Annotated in this window: 18 protein-coding genes and 1 pseudogene; all 19 read left to right on the top strand. The window is 31.7% G+C overall.

The annotated features are described in order from the left end of the window. Positions 1-20: 20 nt before the first annotated feature. Positions 21-806, top strand: coding sequence for a hypothetical protein (locus tag ACZ1HD_RS16305; RefSeq protein ID WP_472688041.1), 786 nt, complete (start codon positions 21-23; stop codon positions 804-806). Positions 807-911: 105 nt separating this feature from the next. Continuing rightward, complete coding sequence (locus ACZ1HD_RS16300) at positions 912-1,193, top strand: hypothetical protein (protein WP_472688040.1); 282 nt, start codon at positions 912-914, stop codon at positions 1,191-1,193. Continuing rightward, a complete protein-coding gene (locus ACZ1HD_RS16295; protein ID WP_472688039.1) occupies positions 1,178-3,496 on the top strand; it encodes an ATP-binding protein in 2,319 nt (772 codons plus the stop codon). Before ACZ1HD_RS16300 ends, ACZ1HD_RS16295 begins: the two co-directional genes overlap by 16 nt. Before the next feature lie 180 nt (positions 3,497-3,676). Further along, positions 3,677-6,607: a glycoside hydrolase family 2 TIM barrel-domain containing protein gene (locus ACZ1HD_RS16290; protein ID WP_472688038.1), complete on the top strand. Its 2,931-nt coding sequence runs from the start codon at positions 3,677-3,679 to the stop codon at positions 6,605-6,607. A gap of 21 nt (positions 6,608-6,628) precedes the next feature. Then, positions 6,629-6,904, top strand: a complete 276-nt coding sequence (locus tag ACZ1HD_RS16285) for a hypothetical protein (protein WP_472688037.1) — start codon at positions 6,629-6,631, stop codon at positions 6,902-6,904. Further along, complete coding sequence (locus ACZ1HD_RS16280; RefSeq protein ID WP_472688036.1) at positions 6,901-7,818, top strand: alginate lyase family protein; 918 nt, start codon at positions 6,901-6,903, stop codon at positions 7,816-7,818. Before ACZ1HD_RS16285 ends, ACZ1HD_RS16280 begins: the two co-directional genes overlap by 4 nt. After that, positions 7,818-10,237: pseudogene (locus ACZ1HD_RS16275) on the top strand (glycosyl hydrolase). Before ACZ1HD_RS16280 ends, ACZ1HD_RS16275 begins: the two are co-directional and overlap by 1 nt. Continuing rightward, entirely contained in the window at positions 10,219-11,082 is an 864-nt protein-coding gene (locus ACZ1HD_RS16270; protein ID WP_472688035.1) for a glycosylhydrolase-like jelly roll fold domain-containing protein, read from the top strand. Before ACZ1HD_RS16275 ends, ACZ1HD_RS16270 begins: the two are co-directional and overlap by 19 nt. A gap of 109 nt (positions 11,083-11,191) precedes the next feature. Continuing rightward, complete coding sequence (locus tag ACZ1HD_RS16265; RefSeq protein ID WP_472688034.1) at positions 11,192-12,829, top strand: glycosyl hydrolase; 1,638 nt, start codon at positions 11,192-11,194, stop codon at positions 12,827-12,829. After that, complete coding sequence (locus ACZ1HD_RS16260) at positions 12,808-13,902, top strand: glycosyl hydrolase (RefSeq protein WP_472688033.1); 1,095 nt, start codon at positions 12,808-12,810, stop codon at positions 13,900-13,902. The genes ACZ1HD_RS16265 and ACZ1HD_RS16260 overlap by 22 nt, the downstream gene beginning before the upstream one ends. A 35-nt stretch (positions 13,903-13,937) precedes the next feature. Next, positions 13,938-14,666: a glycosylhydrolase-like jelly roll fold domain-containing protein gene (locus ACZ1HD_RS16255; RefSeq protein WP_472688032.1), complete on the top strand. Its 729-nt coding sequence runs from the start codon at positions 13,938-13,940 to the stop codon at positions 14,664-14,666. Between the two features lie 39 nt (positions 14,667-14,705). Next, a complete protein-coding gene (locus ACZ1HD_RS16250; protein ID WP_472688031.1) occupies positions 14,706-16,097 on the top strand; it encodes a BNR-4 repeat-containing protein in 1,392 nt (463 codons plus the stop codon). Continuing rightward, complete coding sequence (locus tag ACZ1HD_RS16245; RefSeq protein ID WP_472688030.1) at positions 16,094-16,588, top strand: hypothetical protein; 495 nt, start codon at positions 16,094-16,096, stop codon at positions 16,586-16,588. Before ACZ1HD_RS16250 ends, ACZ1HD_RS16245 begins: the two co-directional genes overlap by 4 nt. After that, positions 16,582-16,947: a hypothetical protein gene (locus tag ACZ1HD_RS16240; protein WP_472688029.1), complete on the top strand. Its 366-nt coding sequence runs from the start codon at positions 16,582-16,584 to the stop codon at positions 16,945-16,947. Before ACZ1HD_RS16245 ends, ACZ1HD_RS16240 begins: the two co-directional genes overlap by 7 nt. After that, complete coding sequence (locus ACZ1HD_RS16235) at positions 16,908-17,537, top strand: hypothetical protein (protein ID WP_472688028.1); 630 nt, start codon at positions 16,908-16,910, stop codon at positions 17,535-17,537. Before ACZ1HD_RS16240 ends, ACZ1HD_RS16235 begins: the two co-directional genes overlap by 40 nt. A 39-nt stretch (positions 17,538-17,576) precedes the next feature. Continuing rightward, complete coding sequence (locus tag ACZ1HD_RS16230) at positions 17,577-17,831, top strand: hypothetical protein (protein ID WP_472688027.1); 255 nt, start codon at positions 17,577-17,579, stop codon at positions 17,829-17,831. Then, on the top strand, positions 17,810-19,006 hold the full coding sequence (locus ACZ1HD_RS16225; protein ID WP_472688026.1) for a hypothetical protein: 1,197 nt from the start codon (positions 17,810-17,812) through the stop codon (positions 19,004-19,006). Before ACZ1HD_RS16230 ends, ACZ1HD_RS16225 begins: the two co-directional genes overlap by 22 nt. Further along, positions 18,964-19,569, top strand: a complete 606-nt coding sequence (locus ACZ1HD_RS16220) for a T9SS type A sorting domain-containing protein (RefSeq protein WP_472688025.1) — start codon at positions 18,964-18,966, stop codon at positions 19,567-19,569. The genes ACZ1HD_RS16225 and ACZ1HD_RS16220 overlap by 43 nt, the downstream gene beginning before the upstream one ends. Before the next feature lie 30 nt (positions 19,570-19,599). Continuing rightward, the gene (locus ACZ1HD_RS16215) at positions 19,600-21,120 is read left to right on the top strand and encodes a sulfatase (RefSeq protein WP_472688024.1); all 1,521 of its coding nucleotides are present in this window, start codon (positions 19,600-19,602) and stop codon (positions 21,118-21,120) included. Positions 21,121-21,142 lie beyond the last annotated feature (22 nt).

Below are 21,142 nucleotides of genomic sequence, written 5' to 3'. Positions count from 1 at the left end.
ATAATAAAGGTAATATTTGGTTGGCTACTAATAATGGGGTCATAAAAGTTTATAGAAATAGTAGTAATAAATTAAAATTTAAAGAATATAATTTAGGGGCTCAAAGGAAAGATTTTAATATCAATACAATTATAGAAGTTTTACCTGGAATTATGGGTGTGGGTTCTAAATATGATGGATATTTATATTTTAATACGAATTTAGAAAAATTTACAAGACCAAAAGAAATAAAGATTCCTTATGATTTAGATGTGAGAGATCTTAAGGTTGATAATGATAAAAATTTATGGATAGCAACAACAAGCGGTCTTTTTGTTCTTAATAAAGAGAACAAATTAATTTCTAAAAAAGAAAATAATATCGATAACTCTAGTACAATTAAGAGTTTTATAAGAAAAATTTATAAAAGTAAAAATGGTTTTATTTGGTTAGGTACTCAAAACGGAGGAGTCATGACTTGGGATAAATCTTATCAAAATTTTCTGCATTTTAAAAATCAAAATTTACTTAACAATATTACAAATAGTATTGTCGCAGATAAAAAAGGTACTATTTATTTTGCTACAGAAGGTGGTGTTGTAAATGTCTTAAACAAAAAAGGAGAAGTTTCTGAAGTTTTTAGAATAACAAATTCTAATAAAGCAATAAATTATCCTATTAAATCTTTATATGTTTATAATGATAAATTTTTATTTATTGGTACCTTAAACAGAGGTATAATAGCTTATAATTTATCAGAAAAAAGTACAAAAGAGTTATTTTTCTCAAGAATTGAAAGAGTTATTAGAAAACATACTAATATATGATCTTAAAAAAGATTCTAAAGAAAACTTATATATAGCAACCTTTGGTAAAGGGCTTATTCGTTATAACTTAAAAACCAAAAAATAAGAAAATTTGCAAGACCTAGGTTGGTTACAAATATTATAAAAAGTATTGCTGTTGATAGTAAAGATAACGTGTTGATAGGCGGATTAGGAGGCGCTTCTAAATTAGAATTTAATCAAAAACAAAAAGTAAATATTAAAAATTATTTTAAAGACAGGCCTTTAGTAAAGTATAATATTAGTGCAGTATTTAAAGATTCAAATAATGTTTGTTGGTTTGGTAGTAAAACAAGAGGTTTGTATCGACTTGATGGCGATAAAATAAAAAAATTAACATATCTAATCGAAATATGTTTTATTCTGTAAACTCCATTTTAGAAGGCGAAAAAGGAGTTCTTTGGCTAAGTACAGATAGGGGTGTTGTAAAATACAATTCAATAAGCGATAAAAGCGTTGTTTACGATCAAAATAGTAGTATTGTAAATAATGATTTTAGACAAAATTCTAGATTAAAAATTAACGATCAATTTTATTTTGGAGACCTTTATGGGATTACAACTTTTAACCATAAAAATATTACTAAAATTACAGATGTACCCAAAGTGGTTTTGTCTAAATTAAAAATTAAAAATGAAGTAGTAGAAATAAATAAAGGGGTTTTAAAGAAAAGTTTAAACTACTTAGATGTATTAGAGTTACATCATAATAATTCAAATTTTTCTATCAGTTATGCGCTTCCAAATTATATAAACTCTAAAGGGAACAGGTATGCGTATCGTTTAAAAGGGTTAGATGATTCTTGGACCTACACAACACAAACAGAAGCCTTTTTTACACTTCAAACAGCAGGTACATATACTTTTCAAGTAAAAGCTGTAAACCACGATAATGTGTGGAATACGAAAACAACAAATATTAAAATAATTATACATCCAGCACCATGGAAGACATGGTGGGCATATACTATTTATCTCCTTTTAATTTTTGGATTATTTTATGGAATCTCTTGGATAGTTCAATCTAAATCTAGACTAAAAGACAAATTAGAGCTAGAATATATTGCAAACAAGAAAAATGAAGAATTAAATAAGGCAAAACTTCAATTTTTCACAAATATTTCTCATGAGTTTAGAACCCCTTTAACACTAATTATAGGTCCATTACAAAATATAATTCAAGATTACACAGGTACAAACGCCACGTATAAAAAATTAAGAATTATAGAAAGTAGTACAAATCATCTATTAAGATTAATTAATAGATTAATGGATTTTAGAAAATTAGAAAGTAACCATTTTCAATTAGAAGCAGCAGAAGGAAATATTGTAAAATTTCTAAAAGAAATATTTTTATCATTTTCTGAATATGCAAAAAACGGAAACTATGATTATAAGTTCTTTACCCAAGAAGAAGAAATAAATGTTTATTATGATAGATATAAATTAGAAAGAGTTTTTTATAATTTAATATCCAATGCTTTTAGATATACCAAAGAAGGAGGATCAATTTTAATCGACATAAAAAAAGAAGCTGAAGAGATAATTATTAGTGTAAAAGATTCTGGAGTTGGTATTTCGACAGAATATATTGATAAAATATTTGATCGCTTTTTTGAAGTAGCAGCACATAAACAATTAGATGGTGATTATACCAAAGGTACTGGTATAGGACTTTCTATTGCAAAAAACATAGTAAAACTTCATCATGGCGAGATTTCTGTAAGAAATGAAAAACCTAAAGGAGCAGTATTTTCTGTTAAGTTAAAATTAGGTAAAACTCATTTATCAGAAAATGAGATTGTTAAGAACTTTAAAATGAGTGATGATGTTTCTCAGTATGTAACTCAAATGGAGATTCCACAAGTAAAAGAAAAGCAAAATATAGAAGATTTGATTGCTTCAGAAAAGAAATTTACCATTCTTGTAGTAGAAGATAATGCTGTATTAAGATCGTTTATAAAAGAAATTTTAAAACCGAATTACAATATTCTAGAAGCAGAAAACGGAAAAATTGCATTAAATAAGGCGATAAAAAACTTACCAGATTTAATTATAAGTGATGTTGTAATGCCGCAAATGGTTGGTACAGAATTATGTTCTAAAATTAAAACAACTCTTGCAACTAGTCATATACCGGTTATTTTATTAACCTCTAGAACTTCTTTAGTATATAAATTTGAGGGCTTAGAAAGTGGTGCAGATGATTATATTAGTAAACCTTTTGATTTAAAAGAGTTTAACTTAAAGATTAGAAACTTATTAGAATCGAAACAAAGATTAAAAGAAAAATTTACATCTAACCAAAACATAGAATTTTCAGATGTTTCTTTAACGTCATTAGACCAAAAATTGCTAAAAAAAGCATTTGAAATAGTTAAAGAAAATTTAGCAAATGAAGATTTTAATATAACTCAATTTGGCGAAGAATTAGGGGTAAGTCGTTCCATGCTTTTTACCAAAATTAAAGCTTGGACCAACTCAACTCCTAAAGATTTTATACAAGATATTAGATTAAATCATGCTAAAAAATTATTAGAGTTAGATAAATTTACCGTTAGTGAAGTAAGTTATAAAGTTGGTTTTAAGAGAACTAAGTATTTTAGCCAATGTTTTAAGAAAAAGTACAACCTAACTCCGTCCGAATATTTAAAGAAATTTAATACTACTTAAAAAAGACGTCATGACACCACAGGATTAAATATCATTAAGTAAAAGTTAAGTTTGTTAATTAGGATCCAAATAGTTAACAACATGAAAAACTTTTTCTTCTTTTTAGTACTTTTGTTTGAGGTTTTTTCACTGCAAAGTCAAAGGATAGAAACCAATTTCAATAACAGCTGGAACTTTATATTGGCAGATCACTCCTCGTTTTCAAAAGAGAATATTGATGATTCTTCATGGCAAAACTTAAACGTACCACACGATTGGTCTTTTGAAAAAGGCGTAAGAAAAGGAGGAGATCAAGGTCAAGGTGGTGGTTATCATGATGGAGGAATTGGTTGGTACAGAAAGTATTTTGATGTAAAAAAAGAAAGCCTTTCTAAAATTACCTATATCAATTTTGATGGAGTGTATATGAACAGTGAGGTTTGGGTAAATGGAAATCATTTAGGCAAAAGACCTTATGGTTATATCAGTTTTCGATACGATATTTCAAAATATTTAAAAGAAGGAAAAAATACAATTGCTGTTAGAGTAGATAATAGTTTAGAACCTTCTGCTCGTTGGTATCATCCTTGTGGAATTTACGCGCAAGTAAAATTAATTGAAGTGAATCTTGTTCATTTTAAACCAAATTCAATTTTTATAAAAACACCTTCAATTTCAGAAAAGAAAGCTACAGTTTCCATTGATACTGAAATTACAATACTTAAAAAAGGATTGAGCTATGATGTAAAAATATTCTCTCCTTCAGGAAAACAAATCAATAATAATTCTGAAAAATTAAAAATAACAACTCCAGTTGTAAAATTAGAAGTTAAAAACCCACAATTATGGAGTCCAGAGACACCAAGTTTATATAGAGCAGTCACTCAAATTCTAGATGGAAAAAAAGTCATCGATGAAATAGAAACTACTTTCGGATTCAAAACGGTTAAATGGGAAACCAAAACTGGTTTTTGGCTAAATGGAAAAAATGTAAAACTAAAAGGAGTTTGCGAACATTGGGAAGGTGGTCCTGTTGGAGGGGCTTGGACAAAGCCTATGTTGCGTTGGAAATTGCAAAGTTTAAAAGATATGGGTATCAATGCTATTCGACCATCTCACAACCCAACTCCGCCAATGTTTTATGATATCTGTGACGAAATTGGTTTGTTGGTAATGGATGAGATTTTTGATGGTTGGCATAAAAAAGCACCACAAGATTATGGTAAACAAGCTTTTGATGAATGGTGGCAACGTGATGTTACAGAGTGGATTACTAGAGATAGAAATCATCCAAGTATTTTTGTATGGAGTTTAGGTAATGAAACACATAGTCCTATTGGACCAGAATTGGTGAAGTTTGGAAGGAGTTTAGACCCAACACGTTTATTCACATCAGGTGCAGGAAATCCAGAAGATATGGATATTACAGGAGTAAATGGCGGTTCTGAAACAAAATCGTTTATAGAAAGCAGAACTTTTGAGAAACCTTTTATTTCTACAGAAGCGCCACATACTTGGCAAACCGGAGGTTATTACAGAACACAAACTTGGTGGAGAGATAACGAATTACCAGGAACATATGAACTACCAAATTTAACCGAAAAAGAAATTTTCTTTTACGAAGGCATCAATCCTAAAAATTGGAGAAATAGAAAGCAGAGTTTCAATTCGTCTTACGATAATGCTACTGTAAGAGTTTCTGCAAGAAAATATTGGGAAGTGATGCGAGACAATCCTTGGCATAGTGGTCATTTTAGATGGACAGGTTTTGATTATTATGGAGAAGCAGGTTTGGTGCATGGTGGTTTGCCTTTTAATTTATTTATGGGTGGCGCTTTAGATGTAGCAGGATTCAAAAAAGACTTGTTTTATTTCTACCAAAGTCAATGGACAACAGAACCAATGATTCATATGTTACCACATTGGTCGCATCCAAGAATGGAAAAAGGGACTGTAATTCCGGTTTGGGTGTATTCGAATGCAGATGAGGTGGAACTATTTTTAAACGGAAAATCTTTAGGAAAAGACAAACCAGGAACTGTTTGGAATGAAATGCAATGCGAATGGATGGTGCCTTATCAAGAAGGGAAATTAGAAGCAGTAGCATATATTGGTGGTAAAGAAGTAAAAAGAACATCTTTTAGTACAAGCAAACAGCCATCAAAATTAAAAACAAGTCTCCGTAAATTAGCAGCAGAAGATAGTTTTGAGGCAAGTTATATCATTACTTCAGAAAGTTTAGACACAAACGATAATTTGTATCCTTATGGAGAAAATAAAATCTATTATAACATTCAAGGAGATGTAAATAAGGTTTCTATGGAAAATGGAAACCCTATTGATCCTACAAGTAGAACAAAATCAGATTTTAGAGCTTTGTTTTTTGGGAAAACAAGACTGTTTTTAAGAGAACAACCCAATGCAAAAAAAGCGTCCATAATTACAGGAGCTATTTTGGGCGATAAAGCTTTGTATACTTCAAACAAAATTTTCATCATAGCCAATCAATTTAACGTAATAGGAAAATCAGAATTTACTGACTTAGAAATTCTATACACCACAAATGGAGATAATCCTGAAACTAACGGAAAAGTTTACAACGGAGCTTTCGAAATTAATGACAATACCACTGTAAAAGCCATTGTAAAACAGAATGGTGAAATTGTATTAAACATGGAAGAAATTTTTGGTAAAACCGAAGGTTTATTTTGGGGTGATGAGCATTCTAAAGATATGTGGATTGGTAGAGGTGTAAATATTTCTGCAGAAGAAGGAATTTTAAAAGGAAGTGCTACTGCAAGCAGAAATGCAAGACGTTTTAAAGGAACTGGTTTTGTAGATTTTAAAGGCAAAGAAGGTTCAGTAGAATTTTATCAAGAAAATGACGGTGAAGCTGGTGATTACAGCATCCGTTTCAGGTATATGCACAACAATATTGGTGAATTTCATCCAATGAAATTGTTTGTAAATGATGAATACATAAGAACCTTAAAATTTAAAGCAACTGGTGGTTGGGAAAAATCTTGGAAGTTTGTGCCAACTATTATCAGATTAAAAGCAGGAGCCAATAATATTCGATTAGAAACCACAGGGAAAAGTGGCCCTTATTTGGATGAAATGTTTATTGATTAATTGAAGATAATTTAGAGTTTTATGAAGAATAAATTTGCGTTTTTTAGAAAGTTGATTCTTGTACTTTTCATAAGTATATATGGATGTTCAATCACCCAAAACAATACAAATAAAGTTTCTAATATAGATTATGAAAGTTTAGAAGCTCAAAAATCACTAATTAAAAATGGTGATAAACAATCTGTAGAAAACTATCATAAACTATTAGCTAAAGCAGATGACCTTTTAAAGGTTGATGGTTTTTCTGTAACAAAAAAACGGGTATTCCTCCGAGTAAGAATAAGCACGATTATATGAGTATTGGTCCTTATTGGTGGCCGAATCCAAAAACATCAAATGGCTTACCTTATGTTAGAAAAGATGGAGAAATTAATCCAGAAACACGTAATAATTTTACAGATTTTGTTGAGAAAAAGAATTTTATTTCAGCTGTAAAAACGTTAAAAAATGCATTCTTTTTTAGTGATAATAAAAAATATGCTAACAAAAATATAGCGTTCATCAAAACTTGGTTTTTAAACGAAAACACTAAAATGAATCCTAATGTAAATTTTGGGCAATATGTTCCTGGTAAATCAGAAGGTAGGTGTTTTGGTATTATTGAATTTGATGGTCTTATAGAGGTTGTAGAGTTTCTTGAATTAGCTAAGTATAAAGGCGTACTTGATAAGCAAACTGAAAAAGGTATGATTAACTGGTTTACAGATTATAGCAATTGGTTAAAAAATAGCAAATTAGGAATAGAGGAGTCTACAAGAAAAAACAATCATGCGACTCATTATGATGTACAGTTATTAAGTATTTTAATGTATCTAAATAGAACGGAAGAAGTAAAAGAATATCTATCTACAATAACAAAAGCAAGAATTTTTAGTCAAATAAAACCGGATGGGAGACAACCTTTAGAGCTGAAAAGAACAAAATCTTTTTCTTATTCAGTAATGAACTTACACGGATTTTTACAATTAGCAGAGATAGGACAAAAAGTAGGTGTAAATCTTTGGAACTTATCTTCGGAAGATGGTAGCAGCATAAAAAAAGGCTATCAATTTATGTTGCCTTTTTTAACTAAAGAAAAAGAATGGCGATACAAACAAATTAAAGACAAAAAACCTTCTGAAGAAAAGTTAATAGCAGATTTAAAAAAGGCTCGTAAACTATTTAAAGAGGATGCTTTTGATAATACTCTAGAAAAATTGAATCAAAATTAATGAAGAATTTAGGTTACATTTTGTTAATAATGTTTTGCTTTTGTTTCAGTAATTGTAATGAAAAGAAAAAGGAACGCCAAAATTTTACACTAGAAGAAGGTTTTAAAAATCCGCCTCAAGCATCAAAACCTAGAACTTGGTATCACATCAACAGCGGAAATGCTTCTAAAGAAGGCTTTACCAAAGATTTAAAAGCCATAAAAGATGCAGGTATTGGTGGTGTTTTGGTTTTTAATGTATCTATGGGATTGCCGAAGGCGATGTAAAATACAACTCTCAAGAACATAGAGATATTTTAGCACATGGTGCAAAAGAATGTGAAAAATTAGGGTTAAGTTTTGGCGTTCATAATTGTGATGGATGGACCTCTAGTGGAGGACCTTGGATAGCTCCAGAAAATGCAATGAAAGTTGTGGTTAATAGCCAAGTAATTGCAAACGGAGGAAAAGCAATTAACATAAAATTACCACAACCACCAGCAAGACATAACTATTACAAAGACATTGCTGTTGTGGCATATCCATCTTTAGAAACCGAATTGATTGATGACACTGTAAATCCTATAATCACATCTTCGGATAAAAGTTTTAATATCGCTTTAGCCACCGACAAACATACCAATACACATGCAGATTTAAAAGCAAAAGGTTGGGTGCAATATGATTATGGAAAACCACACACCATTCAATCAATGAATGTTTTTATCAATAAACGTAAAGGACGATTGACTTTATTAAAATCTAACGATGGTGTCAATTTTACGTTAGCTCACAAACCTAGAGAAGAACGTATTGGGAAAGACGAATGTTATTTCTACGAAAGTTTTAAACCTGTTACAGCACGTTATTTTAGGATAGAAACCGAAATGGATGCAGGGATTTACGAAATGCAACTTTCTGCAAGTCCTGTTTTAGGAAATATTATGGAGTACACGTCTTACAGAAAAAATAGACGTCCAATAGGTAAAACTGATGTAAAAGCATTCATAAAAAAAGAAGACATTCTTATTTTAAGTGATAAAATGGATGCCAATGGTGTTTTAAAAATAACATTACCGAAGGAAACTGGACCATTATGCGTTTTGGATTTACAGTCTCTCGGAGCCACCAACGAACCTTCTTCAGAAGAAGGTAAAGGATTGGAAGTCGATAAATTCAGTAAAAAAGCATTAAAAGTACATTACGATGCCTTTGTAGGGAAATTGGTTGAACAAGCAAAAGTTGATGCACCAAACGCTTTACAATATGTAGAAATTGATAGTTATGAAGTTGGCCCACAAAACTGGACGAACGATATGGAAAAGCTATTCGAAGAACGTTTTGGTTACGATTTTACACCGTTTTTATTGATGTACGCAGGTAAAAGTATAGAAAATAAAGAAACTGTTGAATCCGTTTTTTGGGATATGAAACAATTGGTAAGTGATTTAATGGTAACCAATTATTTCGATTATTTCACAGAATTATGTCATCAGGATGGTTTGATATCTTATATAGAACCTTACGGATTTGTGGGTCCTTTTAATAGTTTAGATGCTGGTAGAAATGCGGATATTCCAATGGGAGAGTTTTGGTTAGGAAAACCAAACAAACACAAACGTGCAGCGGTATCTGCTGGTCATATTTATGGGAAAAATGTAATTTCTGCGGAAGCCTTTACAAGTACTAAATTAAATTGGGGATTTCATCCAGCGTTAGCAAAACAAAAAGGAGATTATGAGTGGACAAACGGAATCAATGAGTATATGTTCCATCGTTTTGCACACCAGCCAAATACACATGTAAAACCAGGAATGAGTATGAGTTTTGTGGGTTCTCATATTGATAGAACACAAACTTGGTGGGACAATGCAGGTCCAGAATGGTTCAATTATTTGGCAAGAGGTTCATATATGTTACGCCAAGGAAATCCTGTGTTAGATGTATTGGTTTTTGTGGGTGATAGAGCGCCAAGTCACGTTATTCACGCCAACCAAATGCGACCTAAACTTCCAGCAGCTTATAAATACGACTGTGTAAATTCTGATGTAATTGTAAATCGACTAACAGTAGAAAACGGAAAATTAAAATTACCTAATGGTATTACGTATAATGCTTTGTCTTTGCAAAGAAACGATATCGTCAACTTAGAAACTTTAAGAGGGATTCATAAATTATCGCAACAAGGCGCTTTAATTGTGGGTAAAAAACCTAAAAAATTAGGAGGTTACAATATAACTAAAGAAATGCAAGCTGAATTTGACAGACTTGTAAAAGAGATTTGGTCAAATACAAAAACATACAGTACGGGAGAATGGGAACAAATTTTTGAAGAAAATACAATCCAAAAAGATCTAATTGTAGAAGGAGAGCCGATTTTAATTTCTACCACAGACGAACAGATAAAGAAGATATTTATTTTGTGTACAATCATAATTTAACAGAAAAGGAAGTACTAAACTGTAGCTTTTTAGTAGAAGGAAAAGTACCAGAATTATGGAATGCAGAAACTGGAGAGATTACCAAATTAGTGGAATACACCACTAAAAATGGACGAACCAATATTGCTATTCCAATGAATTCTCAAGAATCGGTTTTTGTTGTTTTTAAAGTAGCAAAAAATAAACAAACAAAAGTGGTTTATGAACAATCTAACAATTTACCAAAACCTTCTTTTACTTTAGATAACGAAAATAATTTACAGGCTGAAGTTTATGCAAATGGAAACTACACTGCAAAAGTAAATCATGCAGAAGACTGGACTATTAATGTAAGTGATATTCCTAATCCTGTTGAAATAAAAGGCAATTGGGAAATCAATTTTAGAGCACAAGATTTTTACGAAGCAACCATAAAAACAGATGAATTGTTTGATTGGAGAACAAGTAAAGTAGAAGAAATAAAACACTATTCAGGAACCGCAATTTATACAACAACATTCAACATAGAAAAAGAAATGTTGCAATCGAATAGACAATTTCAACTTAATTTAGGCGAGGTTAGTGTGATCGCAAAAGTATTGGTAAACGGAAAAGATGTTGGGGTAAGTTGGATAGCGCCTCACGCTTTAAATGTAACAACAGCTCTAAAAGAAGAAAATACTTTAGAAATTCAAGTGACAAACCAATGGACGAATCGTTTAATTGGTGATGAAAAATTACCCAATCAAACGGAGTATGATGTAAGAAGGTCAAAAAAAGGTTTTGGCTCTGAAGATTATAGAGGCAAATACAAAAAAATGCCGATTGGTATAGAAATAATCAACCACTTCCGAAGGACCTCGTAAAACATTTAGTGCTTATTCATTTCAAAAAGCAACGGATGATTTATTGCCTTCAGGTTTATTAGGACCTGTTACGATATTGACTTCAAAAATTATAAAAAGAAAATAACGAATGAAAAAGTTAGTCATTTTAGTTGTTCTGTTTTTAGGTTTGGGGTGCAATTTATCTTCGGAAAAAGAAGCACAAACTGTTACTTTAGAAGAAGGTTTTAAAAATCCGCCAAACGAAGCTAAAGCCGTAACTTGGTGGCATTGGATAAGCGGTAACGTCTCTAAATCTGGCGTTACAAAAGATTTGGAATCAATGAAAGCTGTTGGCATACAAGAAGCACAGTTGTTTAACGTGCATTTAGGATTTCCAAAAGGTCCAGTAAAATATTTAAGTGAAGAATGGTTAGATTTATTCAAGTTTTCTGCGGAAGAAGCCAAACGTTTGGGCTTAGAGCTGGCGTTTCATAACAGTGCAGGTTGGTCTTCTAGTGGTGGACCCTGGATAACCGAGGAAAATGCAATGCAAACTGTTGTTTTTAGCGAAGTTGAATTAAATGGAAATCAAAATTACAAAGCGCAATTACCACAACCAAAAACGAAATTTAAATACTATAAAGACATTGCAGTTTTGGCATTTCCAAAACCCAAAACGCCACAAAAAATAGATGGTTTAGATTATAAAATGCTATCTGAACGTGTTCGAAATCATTTATTACCGGACACTAAAGACATTCCAAAAACGAGTATTATTCAAAAGGAAACTATTATTAATTTAACAGATAAAGTTTCTAAAGACGGATTTTTAGATTGGAATGTACCAAAAGGAGAATGGATTATTTTAAGACTTGGGCAGACACCAATTGGAACAACCAATAGACCAGCACCACCAGAAGCCAAAGGTTTAGAAGTTGATAAAATGAGTAAAACAGCGGTAGACGCCTATTGGAAAGATGGCGTACAACCCATAATCGATAAGTTAGGCGATTTAATAGGAACCACTGTTAATAATTGTTTAATTGATAGTTATGAGGTAGAAACTACCAATTGGACTGCAGGATTTGATACGCAATTCGAGAATTTAAGAGGTTACGATTTAACCTCATATTTGCCCACTCTAGCAGGATATTATGTTGAAAGTGGTGAGATTTCAGAACGTTTTTTGTGGGATTTTAGAAGAACTATTGGCGATTTAATCGCAGAAAACTATTATGCGTATTTCGCAGAATTATGTCATAAAAACGGAATGAAATTTTCTGTTGAACCTTATTGGGGTCCTTTTGATAATATGCAAGTAGGTGCAACAGGAGATATTGTAATGTGTGAATTTTGGAGTGGAGGATATCCGTTTTTTGATTCGGCAAAATTTGTGTCTTCTATTGCACATTTAAACGGAAGTGCTATTGTTGGTGCAGAAGCATTTACAGGCATTGGTGGTTGGGACAAGCATCCAGCAGACATAAAATCAATTGGAGATCAAGCTTGGACACAAGGAATTACACGTTTTATTTTTCATTCTTATGTACATCAACCTTGGGATGTTGCACCTGGTTTGGCATTGAGTTATCACGGGTTTGATTTTAATAGAAATAATACTTGGTGGAATCAAGGAAAAGGATTTTTAGACTATATAGCACGTTCTCAATTTTTATTACAGCAAGGTGAAAATGTGGCCGATGTTTTAGTGTTTACTGGAGAATCATCACCAAATACGGCTTTTCTAAAACCGAAATTAAAAAAATGGGTTTTGATTATGATTTGATTGGTGCTAATAAATTGAAAGACTTAACTGTTAAAAACGGAACAATTTATTCTTCAGTAGGTAACACTTATAAGTTTTTAGTCTTACCAGAGTCTAATTTCATAAAACCTGAAACCTTAAAAAAAGTAAAAGAATTGGTTGAAGGTGGTGCAGTTGTTATTGGAAAAAAACCAACGCAATCGCCAAGTTTAATTGATTATCCCAAAAATGATGAAGTTGTTAAAACTTATGTTGATGAATTATGGGGAAAAGATTTGGTAAAAGACATTTCTGTTAGCGAAGTTTTAAGTGAAAAAACACCCGATTTTAAAATAGAAAGCAGCGATCAAACAGATTTGAGTTTCATCCATAGAAAAACTGATGATGCAGATATTTATTTTATCGCCAATGCTAGAAAAGAAGCAAGAGATATTGTAGCGCGTTTTCGAGTTTCTGCAAAACAACCTGAACTGTGGAATTCAGAAACAGGTAAAATAAAAGATGTGGTGGTCTTCAAAGAAAATGAAGATGGAACAACCACAATTCCTTTACAGTTAGGGATTGAAGAATCTGTTTTTATTGTATTCAAAAAGCCAACAATAGCAAACCATTTAACATCCGTTAAAATGGAATTAGAACAACCAAAATCAGAGCTTCTTTCTAACTTAGAAATTGTAAAAGCAGAATACGGAACGTTTCTTCAAGAAGGTTTAATCGATATTACAGACAAAGTAAATAATGCTATAATTGATGGTGAATTAGACTTTAAAATGTCGAGAGCATTTTGTGATTGTGATCCAGCAATGGGATACAAAAAAGAGTTAAGAATGGAATACCAAATAGGTAATACCAAACATCAAATTTATGCAGAAGAGAGAGAACATATTAAGGTTGATGCAGGTAATAAACCTTTAAAAGTTTTAAAAGCTGTATTCGGAAAGTTTAAAACAGAAACCAAAGGCATTCCTGAAAATTATAAAACTTTTGAGATTACAAATAAAATTAAGGAACTAGTTTCAAGCAATACTTTCGATATTTTGATTTCTAATCAATTGATAAAAAATCAAATTCCGAAGGAAATAAAACAACTTTAAAAATTACCTACAAAAAAGATGGGAAAGAACGCACGATGTTTATTCCTAAAGGTCAAATTTTAAAACTATCAAAAGATACGCCAAAACCTGAGTTAGTGTTTAATGAAGATGTTATCCAATGGATAACACCAAATGCAGGTAAAATTACGCATACAAATGTAGATGGAGAAACGAAAACAGTAGTAGTAAACTCAATGTCAGATCCTATTGATTTATCAAATTCATGGCAAGTTGATTTCCCTTTGAACTCAGAGAATAGTATAAATAAAACCTTTACTGATTTAAATTCTTGGTCAAATCATAAAGATGAACGTATTCAACACTTTTCAGGAACAGCAACTTATTCTAAAGAATTTGAACTTAAAGAAGACTTATTAAAAGAAGATAAAAGTTTAGAATTAGATTTAGGAAGTGTAGCTGTTATTGCAGAAGTAATCATCAATAGAAAAAAAGTAAGCACTTTATGGAAACCACCTTTTAGAACTAATCTTGATGGCTTTGTAAAAAAAGGTACAAATGTTATAGAAGTAAAAGTGACCAACTTATGGCCAAACAAATTAATTGGTGATGAAGGATTGCCATTAGATTATGAACGAAGAGGAAATAAACTAAAAAAACTACCAGATTGGTTATTAAATACCACAGAACGTCCATCAAAACGAACCACGTTTTCATCTTGGAAACATTGGCATAAAAATGATGAATTGCTAACATCAGGTCTTTTAGGTCCTGTTAAACTTAGAGTTTTTAAAAAATATCGATAAACTAATGATAAAAAAAGAATTAATTTTTAAAATCTGCTTTTGCTTTTTTTAGTAGGATGTAATGTTAATAAAAAAGTAAGTTCAGAAGTAGAAAATAAAGACGGAACGGTAGATTATTTTGCCAATAACGGTTTTGGTAATGCAGTGGCTATTGTACAGCATCCTTCCGGCGTTTATCATAAGGGAGTTACATATGTAGCGTATCAAGGAACTTTGGAAGATCCTTATGTAGCATCTTACAATCACAAAACCAAAGAATGGAAAGGCCCTTTTAAAGCGGGTATTAGTGAAATGGGTAAAGATCCGAATCGTAAAAAGAAAATAGATAATCATGGTAAACCTGCATTACTTATTGATGATGCTGGTTATATTCATATTGCATTTGGTGGACATGGAGGAAGACCGTCAGATGGAAAAAATCCTTTAGGAAACCATCATTATGGAAAAAACCTGCATGCTGTTTCTAAAAAACCATTAGACATTTCTGCTTGGGAAACCTTAGATAATGTTTCGTTATTTGGTACCTACAGTCAGTTTGTAAAAATGGACAACGGAGATATGTATTTGTTTTACAGGCATGGTGCGCATAGAAGTGATTGGGTGTATCAAAAATCTACAGACAATGGAGTTACTTTTGATGAGCCAGTTTCTTTTTTAAAACACAAAAGAAGAACAAATATTGAAGCTGAAGATTCTTGGTATCCTTGGGTTGGTAAAGGAAACGGAGATGATATTATTGTAGCATTTGATTATCATATTTGTAGAGATAATAAAAACGCTCAAGATAAAAGAGGGCACATTCCAGAAAGACATCATTTGTATTACATGCTTTTTGATACAAATACAAAGCAATGGAGAAATGTTAATAATGAGCCTTTAGAAATACCGTTAACCAAAGAAATGGCAGATGAAAAAACTTTGGTAAAAAAAATATCTGATGATTGGACTTTTCAAGGAATTGCCGATGTTGATCCTGATGGAAAACCACAAGTTTGTGTGTTGGTTGGTCCAGATATAGGAGCCAAAAGAAGCGGACCTAAACGTTTACAACATTTTAGATGGAATGGACAAGAGTGGTTACAAAGTAAGAATGCTAATCTTCCTAGAGGAAATGGAGATTTAGAAGTAAAATCTGCAACAGAAGTGAGTATTTACTTAGAGAGTGAAACAAATAATGATGTCGGAGAAATTGCTAGATGGGATAGTTTTGATGGTGGTGATACTTTTAAAAAGAACAAGGTTTTTTTACAAAGAAAAAACTCTGATTTTGTTATCTCATCTCTTATCAAAAATGCACATTCAGATGCTAGAATTATAGTTGGAGAAAAAGAAAAAGGAACAGATTTTAGAAAAATGTATTTGTTGGGAGATAATGGCCCTATTAAAAGAGCTAAAAAGGAAGTTGATATTATAAATTTAAATAAAAAATGAAAAATTTAATTGTAGTATTCGTTTTGTTTAAAGTTTTTTTCTTGTCAGGGCAATCCTTACAACATCCAATAATCTGGACAACAAATGCAGAAAAATCAGAAGTTTTGTCTAAAATTGATAATTATGATTGGGCAAAAAGTATTGTGGCAAAAGCAAAAGCAGCAATAGAATCTAAAGTAAATACCCATTTAACAAATCCTGTTTCAATCTTAAATACCATACCAGCTTTGGCATCTGATGATAATTTGTCAGAAAGTCAAGCTACTACAAATGGTGCGCATTCAAAAGTGTTAAATTATGCTTCTTATGCAGCGATGGTTTATCATATTACAGAAGAAGAAAAATATGCACAGTTTGCTGCGGATATTTTATGGTATTATATAGAACAACTTGCTCCAAGAAATCCTAGTAATACAGCAATGAGTGGTAGCCATTTCTACGATCCACGTTCGGATATGCGCAGTTTGCGATTGCTTATGATTTTATGGTGAATTATTTAAAAGATTCAGCAACCGGAGTATATCAAAAATCAACAGGAACTAAAATAGCTTTTGATAATATAAAAGCTCAAAAAGCGGTTTATAATATTGCTATGAATGGTTTGCAAGAGCATGCAGGCAATGACAGTAAATACGGTAAAACTGTAAGTAATCATCCTATTTTAACAGCTCCAGGAGTGTTATACAGTATTCTTTGTGTAGAAGATGACACAGAAAGAGAAAGGATGTTTAATGTATTTTGGAATGTAGGTACCAAACATCAGAATTCGTTTACCAAAACTATTTTGCCAATGTTTGGCGAACAAGGTATTTGGCCGAAGCAGTTAGTTATAGTTTTATGTCGGCAGTAACTCAAGTACTAAATGTTGTAGACAAGCTAAAACCAGAATTGAATGTGATGGAAAATAACATGCATATTCTTGATGGAAATTTTTTGTTTGATAATTTAAGAATGCCTAATAGATTATTTGTAAAATATGGCGATTCAAAAAGATATATAGATAGAACAAAGCAATTGTATCGTTTTACTTTAAATTTAGCTAATAGAAGAGGTTTCTCAGAATATGAACAAAAAGCGAAGGTAGCTTTAAAACAGGCTTATGATACAGAAGGAGGATATAATCCGTCTGCGCCAATAAGTACTTTTGGTAATTATGATGCTTTTGAACAGTTATTTTGGGGAATTAATATTCCTGATACGATTGAAGGAGAAATCGACTTTCAAAAACCAACCGTAATAATTAAGCATGCAGGTGTAGCGTTACAGCGTAATTATGTGAAAGAGAATAATAAAGATTTTGGACTTGCAGGCATTATTGGTGGCGCACATTATGTACATTCTCATTGTACAGGTATTACTATGGAATTGTATGGAGCAGATTATATTATGGCACCAAATGCAGGATTACCTAAAACAGTTGCAGAAAGAAAATTGCCGTAACATACCAATTATTTTTGGAGACACGCCGGCAATAACACAATGATTGTTAACGGAACAACCCATGGTATACAGCCTGGTTCTTGGAATTCAGATTCTTATTTATGGATGAACACAACTGTAAATGAAGCTGCAGAACCAAAACATTTAGAAGATCCTATTAACCCAAATTTTAGTTTTGCAACACAGTTTTTAGATGATACTGTAAATAACGATCAACAAAAAGAACACTTAGCACCATTAGAACCAGTGAAACTACAGGTTATTATTTTGATATGTTTCGTTCTAAATCTTTAGGAACTAATAATTTTCATGATTACATCTATCACAATTTAGGTGATGTTACAAATATTATGGAAATGGACGGAACAGAAGTTTCAGTTTCTCCAACAACAAGATATCAAAACGATATTGGTGATTTACAAAAATCTCCAGGATGGAGGTTTTTCGAAGATACAAATGTAACAACATCAACAGATAAAGCTATTCAGGTTCGTTTTGATTTAAATGAAACGAATACATATATGAATATGTTTGCGCCTGCTGGAGTACCCAGAGAATACACAAAAGCACTTGGGCCAGCAACTCGTGAAGCAAAAGGAGGCTATATTAATAAGAAAACACAAATTGTTGCCATAAGACAACAAGGTGAAGCTTGGGATAAACCCTATGTGCATATTTTTGAACCTTCTAAGTCTACAAATTCAAGCGTAAAATCTGTAGAACATTTGTACAGAGGAGAGGTTATTGTTGGTGCGAAAGTTAAAAGTCAAATAGGAGATAAAGTTATAATTGATTATGTACTTTGTCAAGAAGATGCTTCAAAAATAGTAACTATTCCAGATGCTGGAATTAGGTTTACAGGTCATTTTGCAGTAGTTCGTTATGAACAAAATTTAAGCAAAGCCTTTGTTACTTTATATATTGGTAAAGGTACAAGTTTAACTTACAGAGAACATTCTTTAACTGCAGATGGAACTAAAAAAGGACAAAAAGTAATTGAAGTTGAAGCAGATTCTAGTAGAATTCTAGGTTTTAAAGATTTGAAAAACAATCAAGAAATACCTAAAGGTAGCAATTTAACTGTTAAAGCTATTGTTGGAAGCGATTTTACAGAGGCAACTCTTTTTATAAACGATGTAAATGTAGGCACTAAAACAGAGGCTCCTTTTGAATGGTCGTCTATACCGGAATTAACAAATATGACAGAACCTGCCTATTTACTTAAAATTGAAGCAAAAGATGCACAAGGTAATTTAGAAGAAAGAGCATTGACCGTTTTAACTCCTAATCAATGGGCATATACTTCAGATAATAAACCACATTCAATTCCTAAAAAAATAGAGTTTGAACATTATGATCATGGAGGTATTGATATTGCTTATTGGGATAAAAAAACCAAAACAGTTCTTCGTTTAGACCTAATGAAATGGTTGATATTAGTTCAAATGGTCAAATTGTTAGAGACATAAAATCAGGAGAATGGTTAGAGTTTACAATTGATGCAGCTCAATCTGGAAATTACGAGTTAGAAGTAACCCATCAAACAAGAAGAAGTCCTTCATTTAAACAATTAACAGTTTCTTTTCCTGATGAAAATATTACTTTTTTAAACGATATTGTATTAACCAACACAGGTTCTGGTAAATACTTAACAGAAACAATTGGTGATTTTGATATAGAAGCAGGAACTCATGTACTAAGATTTAACTTATTAGATTATGGTTTTGATTTAGATTCTTTTGAATTAAAATTAAAAACGTTATCAATATTAGATGATTTATTAGTTGATAAAGCTAGAATATTGATGTACCCAAATCCGGCATCGAAATTTGTTACTATAAAATCAGAAAATATGACTTGGACAAACCTTAGTATTTTCAATATGTTAGGCAGCCAAGTATATTATAATGATACTGTTCTTGATAGAATAACGGTTAATACGCAAGAAAATAAAATTTCAAGCGGATTGTATTTTGTGGTAATTAGCGATCAACAAGGAAAACAATACAAACGAAAATTAATTATTAAGTAATCTAAAAACATAGATTTAAAAGAAATCACCATGAAAAATTTACTTTTTTTATTGATTGTTGTATTTATAGTATCATGTACATCAAACACAAAAGATATTAAAAGCCAAGAAAGTACTAAACCCAATGTGCTTTTTATAGCTGTTGATGATTTAAACAATTGGATTAGTCCAATTCAGAATTTTTCAAACGTAAAAACACCTAATTTTGATAGACTTGCAAAAATGGGAGTTACATTTACAAACGCCCATGTACAAGCTCCTTTGTGTGGTCCTTCACGAGCATCTATAATGACTGGTTTACGTCCATCAACCACTGGTATTTATGGGATGACGCCAGATAATAAAATTAGAAGACCAGGAAATAAATCCACAAAAGAGATTACGTTTTTGCCCGAATATTTTGAGCAAAATGGATATCACACCATGGGTATTGGAAAACTATTTCATATTCATGCTCCTGATAGTGTTTTTAATGAATCTGGAGGACGTGTAAGAGGTTTTGGACCTTATCCTAAAAAACGTTTTGTTTGGGATGGTTTAGGAACATCAAAATCTAAAAAAGAGAAATATGGTAGAACCAGTACAGATTGGGGCGCTTTTCCAGAAAAAGATTCTTTAATGCCAGATCATCAATCTGTAAATTGGGTTACAGAACGTTTGCGCAGAGAATATGACAAACCATTTTTTATGGGATTAGGTTTTTTACGTGTGCATGTTCCTTTGTATGTACCTCAAAAATGGTTCGATTTATATCCTTTAGAAGATATTCAAACACCACCTTATAAATCAAATGACTTAAATGATATTCCGCCTGTTGGTTTGCAAATTAACGACTTACCAATGATGCCATCAACAGAATGGGCAAAAGAAAGTGGCGAATGGAAAAAAATTGTACAAGCTTATTTGGCATGTATTAGTTATGTAGATTATGAATTGGGTAGAGTTTTAGACGCTTTAGAAAATAGTAAACACTCAGATAATACTGTAATTGTACTTTGGTCAGATCATGGATATAGGTTAGGAGAAAAAGGAACATTTGCAAAACACGCACTTTGGGAAACAGCAACAAGGGCTCCATTAATGTTTGCAGCTCCAAATTTGCCAAAAGGGAAAAAAATTAATGCTCCTGTAGAAATGCTGTCTATTTATCCAACTTTATTAGAATTAAGTGGTTTGCCTGCTTACAAAAGAAATGAAGGATACAGTTTAGTGGATATGATGCAAAATGATTTAGAGATTGACAGTTCTTATGCTTTAACAACTTTTGGGATGAACAATCATGCAGTGAAAGCGGATGGATATAGGTATATTCGATATGAAGATGGAACTCAAGAGTTTTACGATCATAGCATAGACCCTAATGAATGGACTAATGAAGCTAAAAACCCGAAATACAAATCTCAAATTGAGAAAATGAAAAAGCTTCTGCCTAAAATAAATGTAAAATGGGATGCAAAATCCAACTATACATTTCAACCTTATTTTGTAAATCAAAAAAAACGAGTAAATGAAGAAGAAGCAAAGTCTGCAAAGGTTGTTGATTCTCACTAAATATTAAAAATTTTAAAATGAA

The organism is Polaribacter sp. HA6-7 (genome assembly GCF_055693625.1).
Note: the sequence above shows the minus strand (reverse complement) of the source record. Positions and strands in the feature narration are given on the sequence as shown.

Coding starts and splice junctions, on each gene's coding strand:
- ACZ1HD_RS16295 (WP_472688039.1), top strand. CDS start 1,178: ATGTTTTATTCTGTAAACTCCATTTTAGAAGGCGAAAAAGGAGTTCTT.
- ACZ1HD_RS16285 (WP_472688037.1), top strand. CDS start 6,629: ATGAAGAATAAATTTGCGTTTTTTAGAAAGTTGATTCTTGTACTTTTC.
- ACZ1HD_RS16280 (WP_472688036.1), top strand. CDS start 6,901: ATGAGTATTGGTCCTTATTGGTGGCCGAATCCAAAAACATCAAATGGC.
- ACZ1HD_RS16265 (WP_472688034.1), top strand. CDS start 11,192: ATGAAAAAGTTAGTCATTTTAGTTGTTCTGTTTTTAGGTTTGGGGTGC.
- ACZ1HD_RS16260 (WP_472688033.1), top strand. CDS start 12,808: ATGGGTTTTGATTATGATTTGATTGGTGCTAATAAATTGAAAGACTTA.
- ACZ1HD_RS16255 (WP_472688032.1), top strand. CDS start 13,938: ATGTTTATTCCTAAAGGTCAAATTTTAAAACTATCAAAAGATACGCCA.
- ACZ1HD_RS16245 (WP_472688030.1), top strand. CDS start 16,094: ATGAAAAATTTAATTGTAGTATTCGTTTTGTTTAAAGTTTTTTTCTTG.
- ACZ1HD_RS16240 (WP_472688029.1), top strand. CDS start 16,582: ATGGTGAATTATTTAAAAGATTCAGCAACCGGAGTATATCAAAAATCA.
- ACZ1HD_RS16230 (WP_472688027.1), top strand. CDS start 17,577: ATGATTGTTAACGGAACAACCCATGGTATACAGCCTGGTTCTTGGAAT.
- ACZ1HD_RS16225 (WP_472688026.1), top strand. CDS start 17,810: ATGTTTCGTTCTAAATCTTTAGGAACTAATAATTTTCATGATTACATC.
- ACZ1HD_RS16220 (WP_472688025.1), top strand. CDS start 18,964: ATGGTTGATATTAGTTCAAATGGTCAAATTGTTAGAGACATAAAATCA.
- ACZ1HD_RS16215 (WP_472688024.1), top strand. CDS start 19,600: ATGAAAAATTTACTTTTTTTATTGATTGTTGTATTTATAGTATCATGT.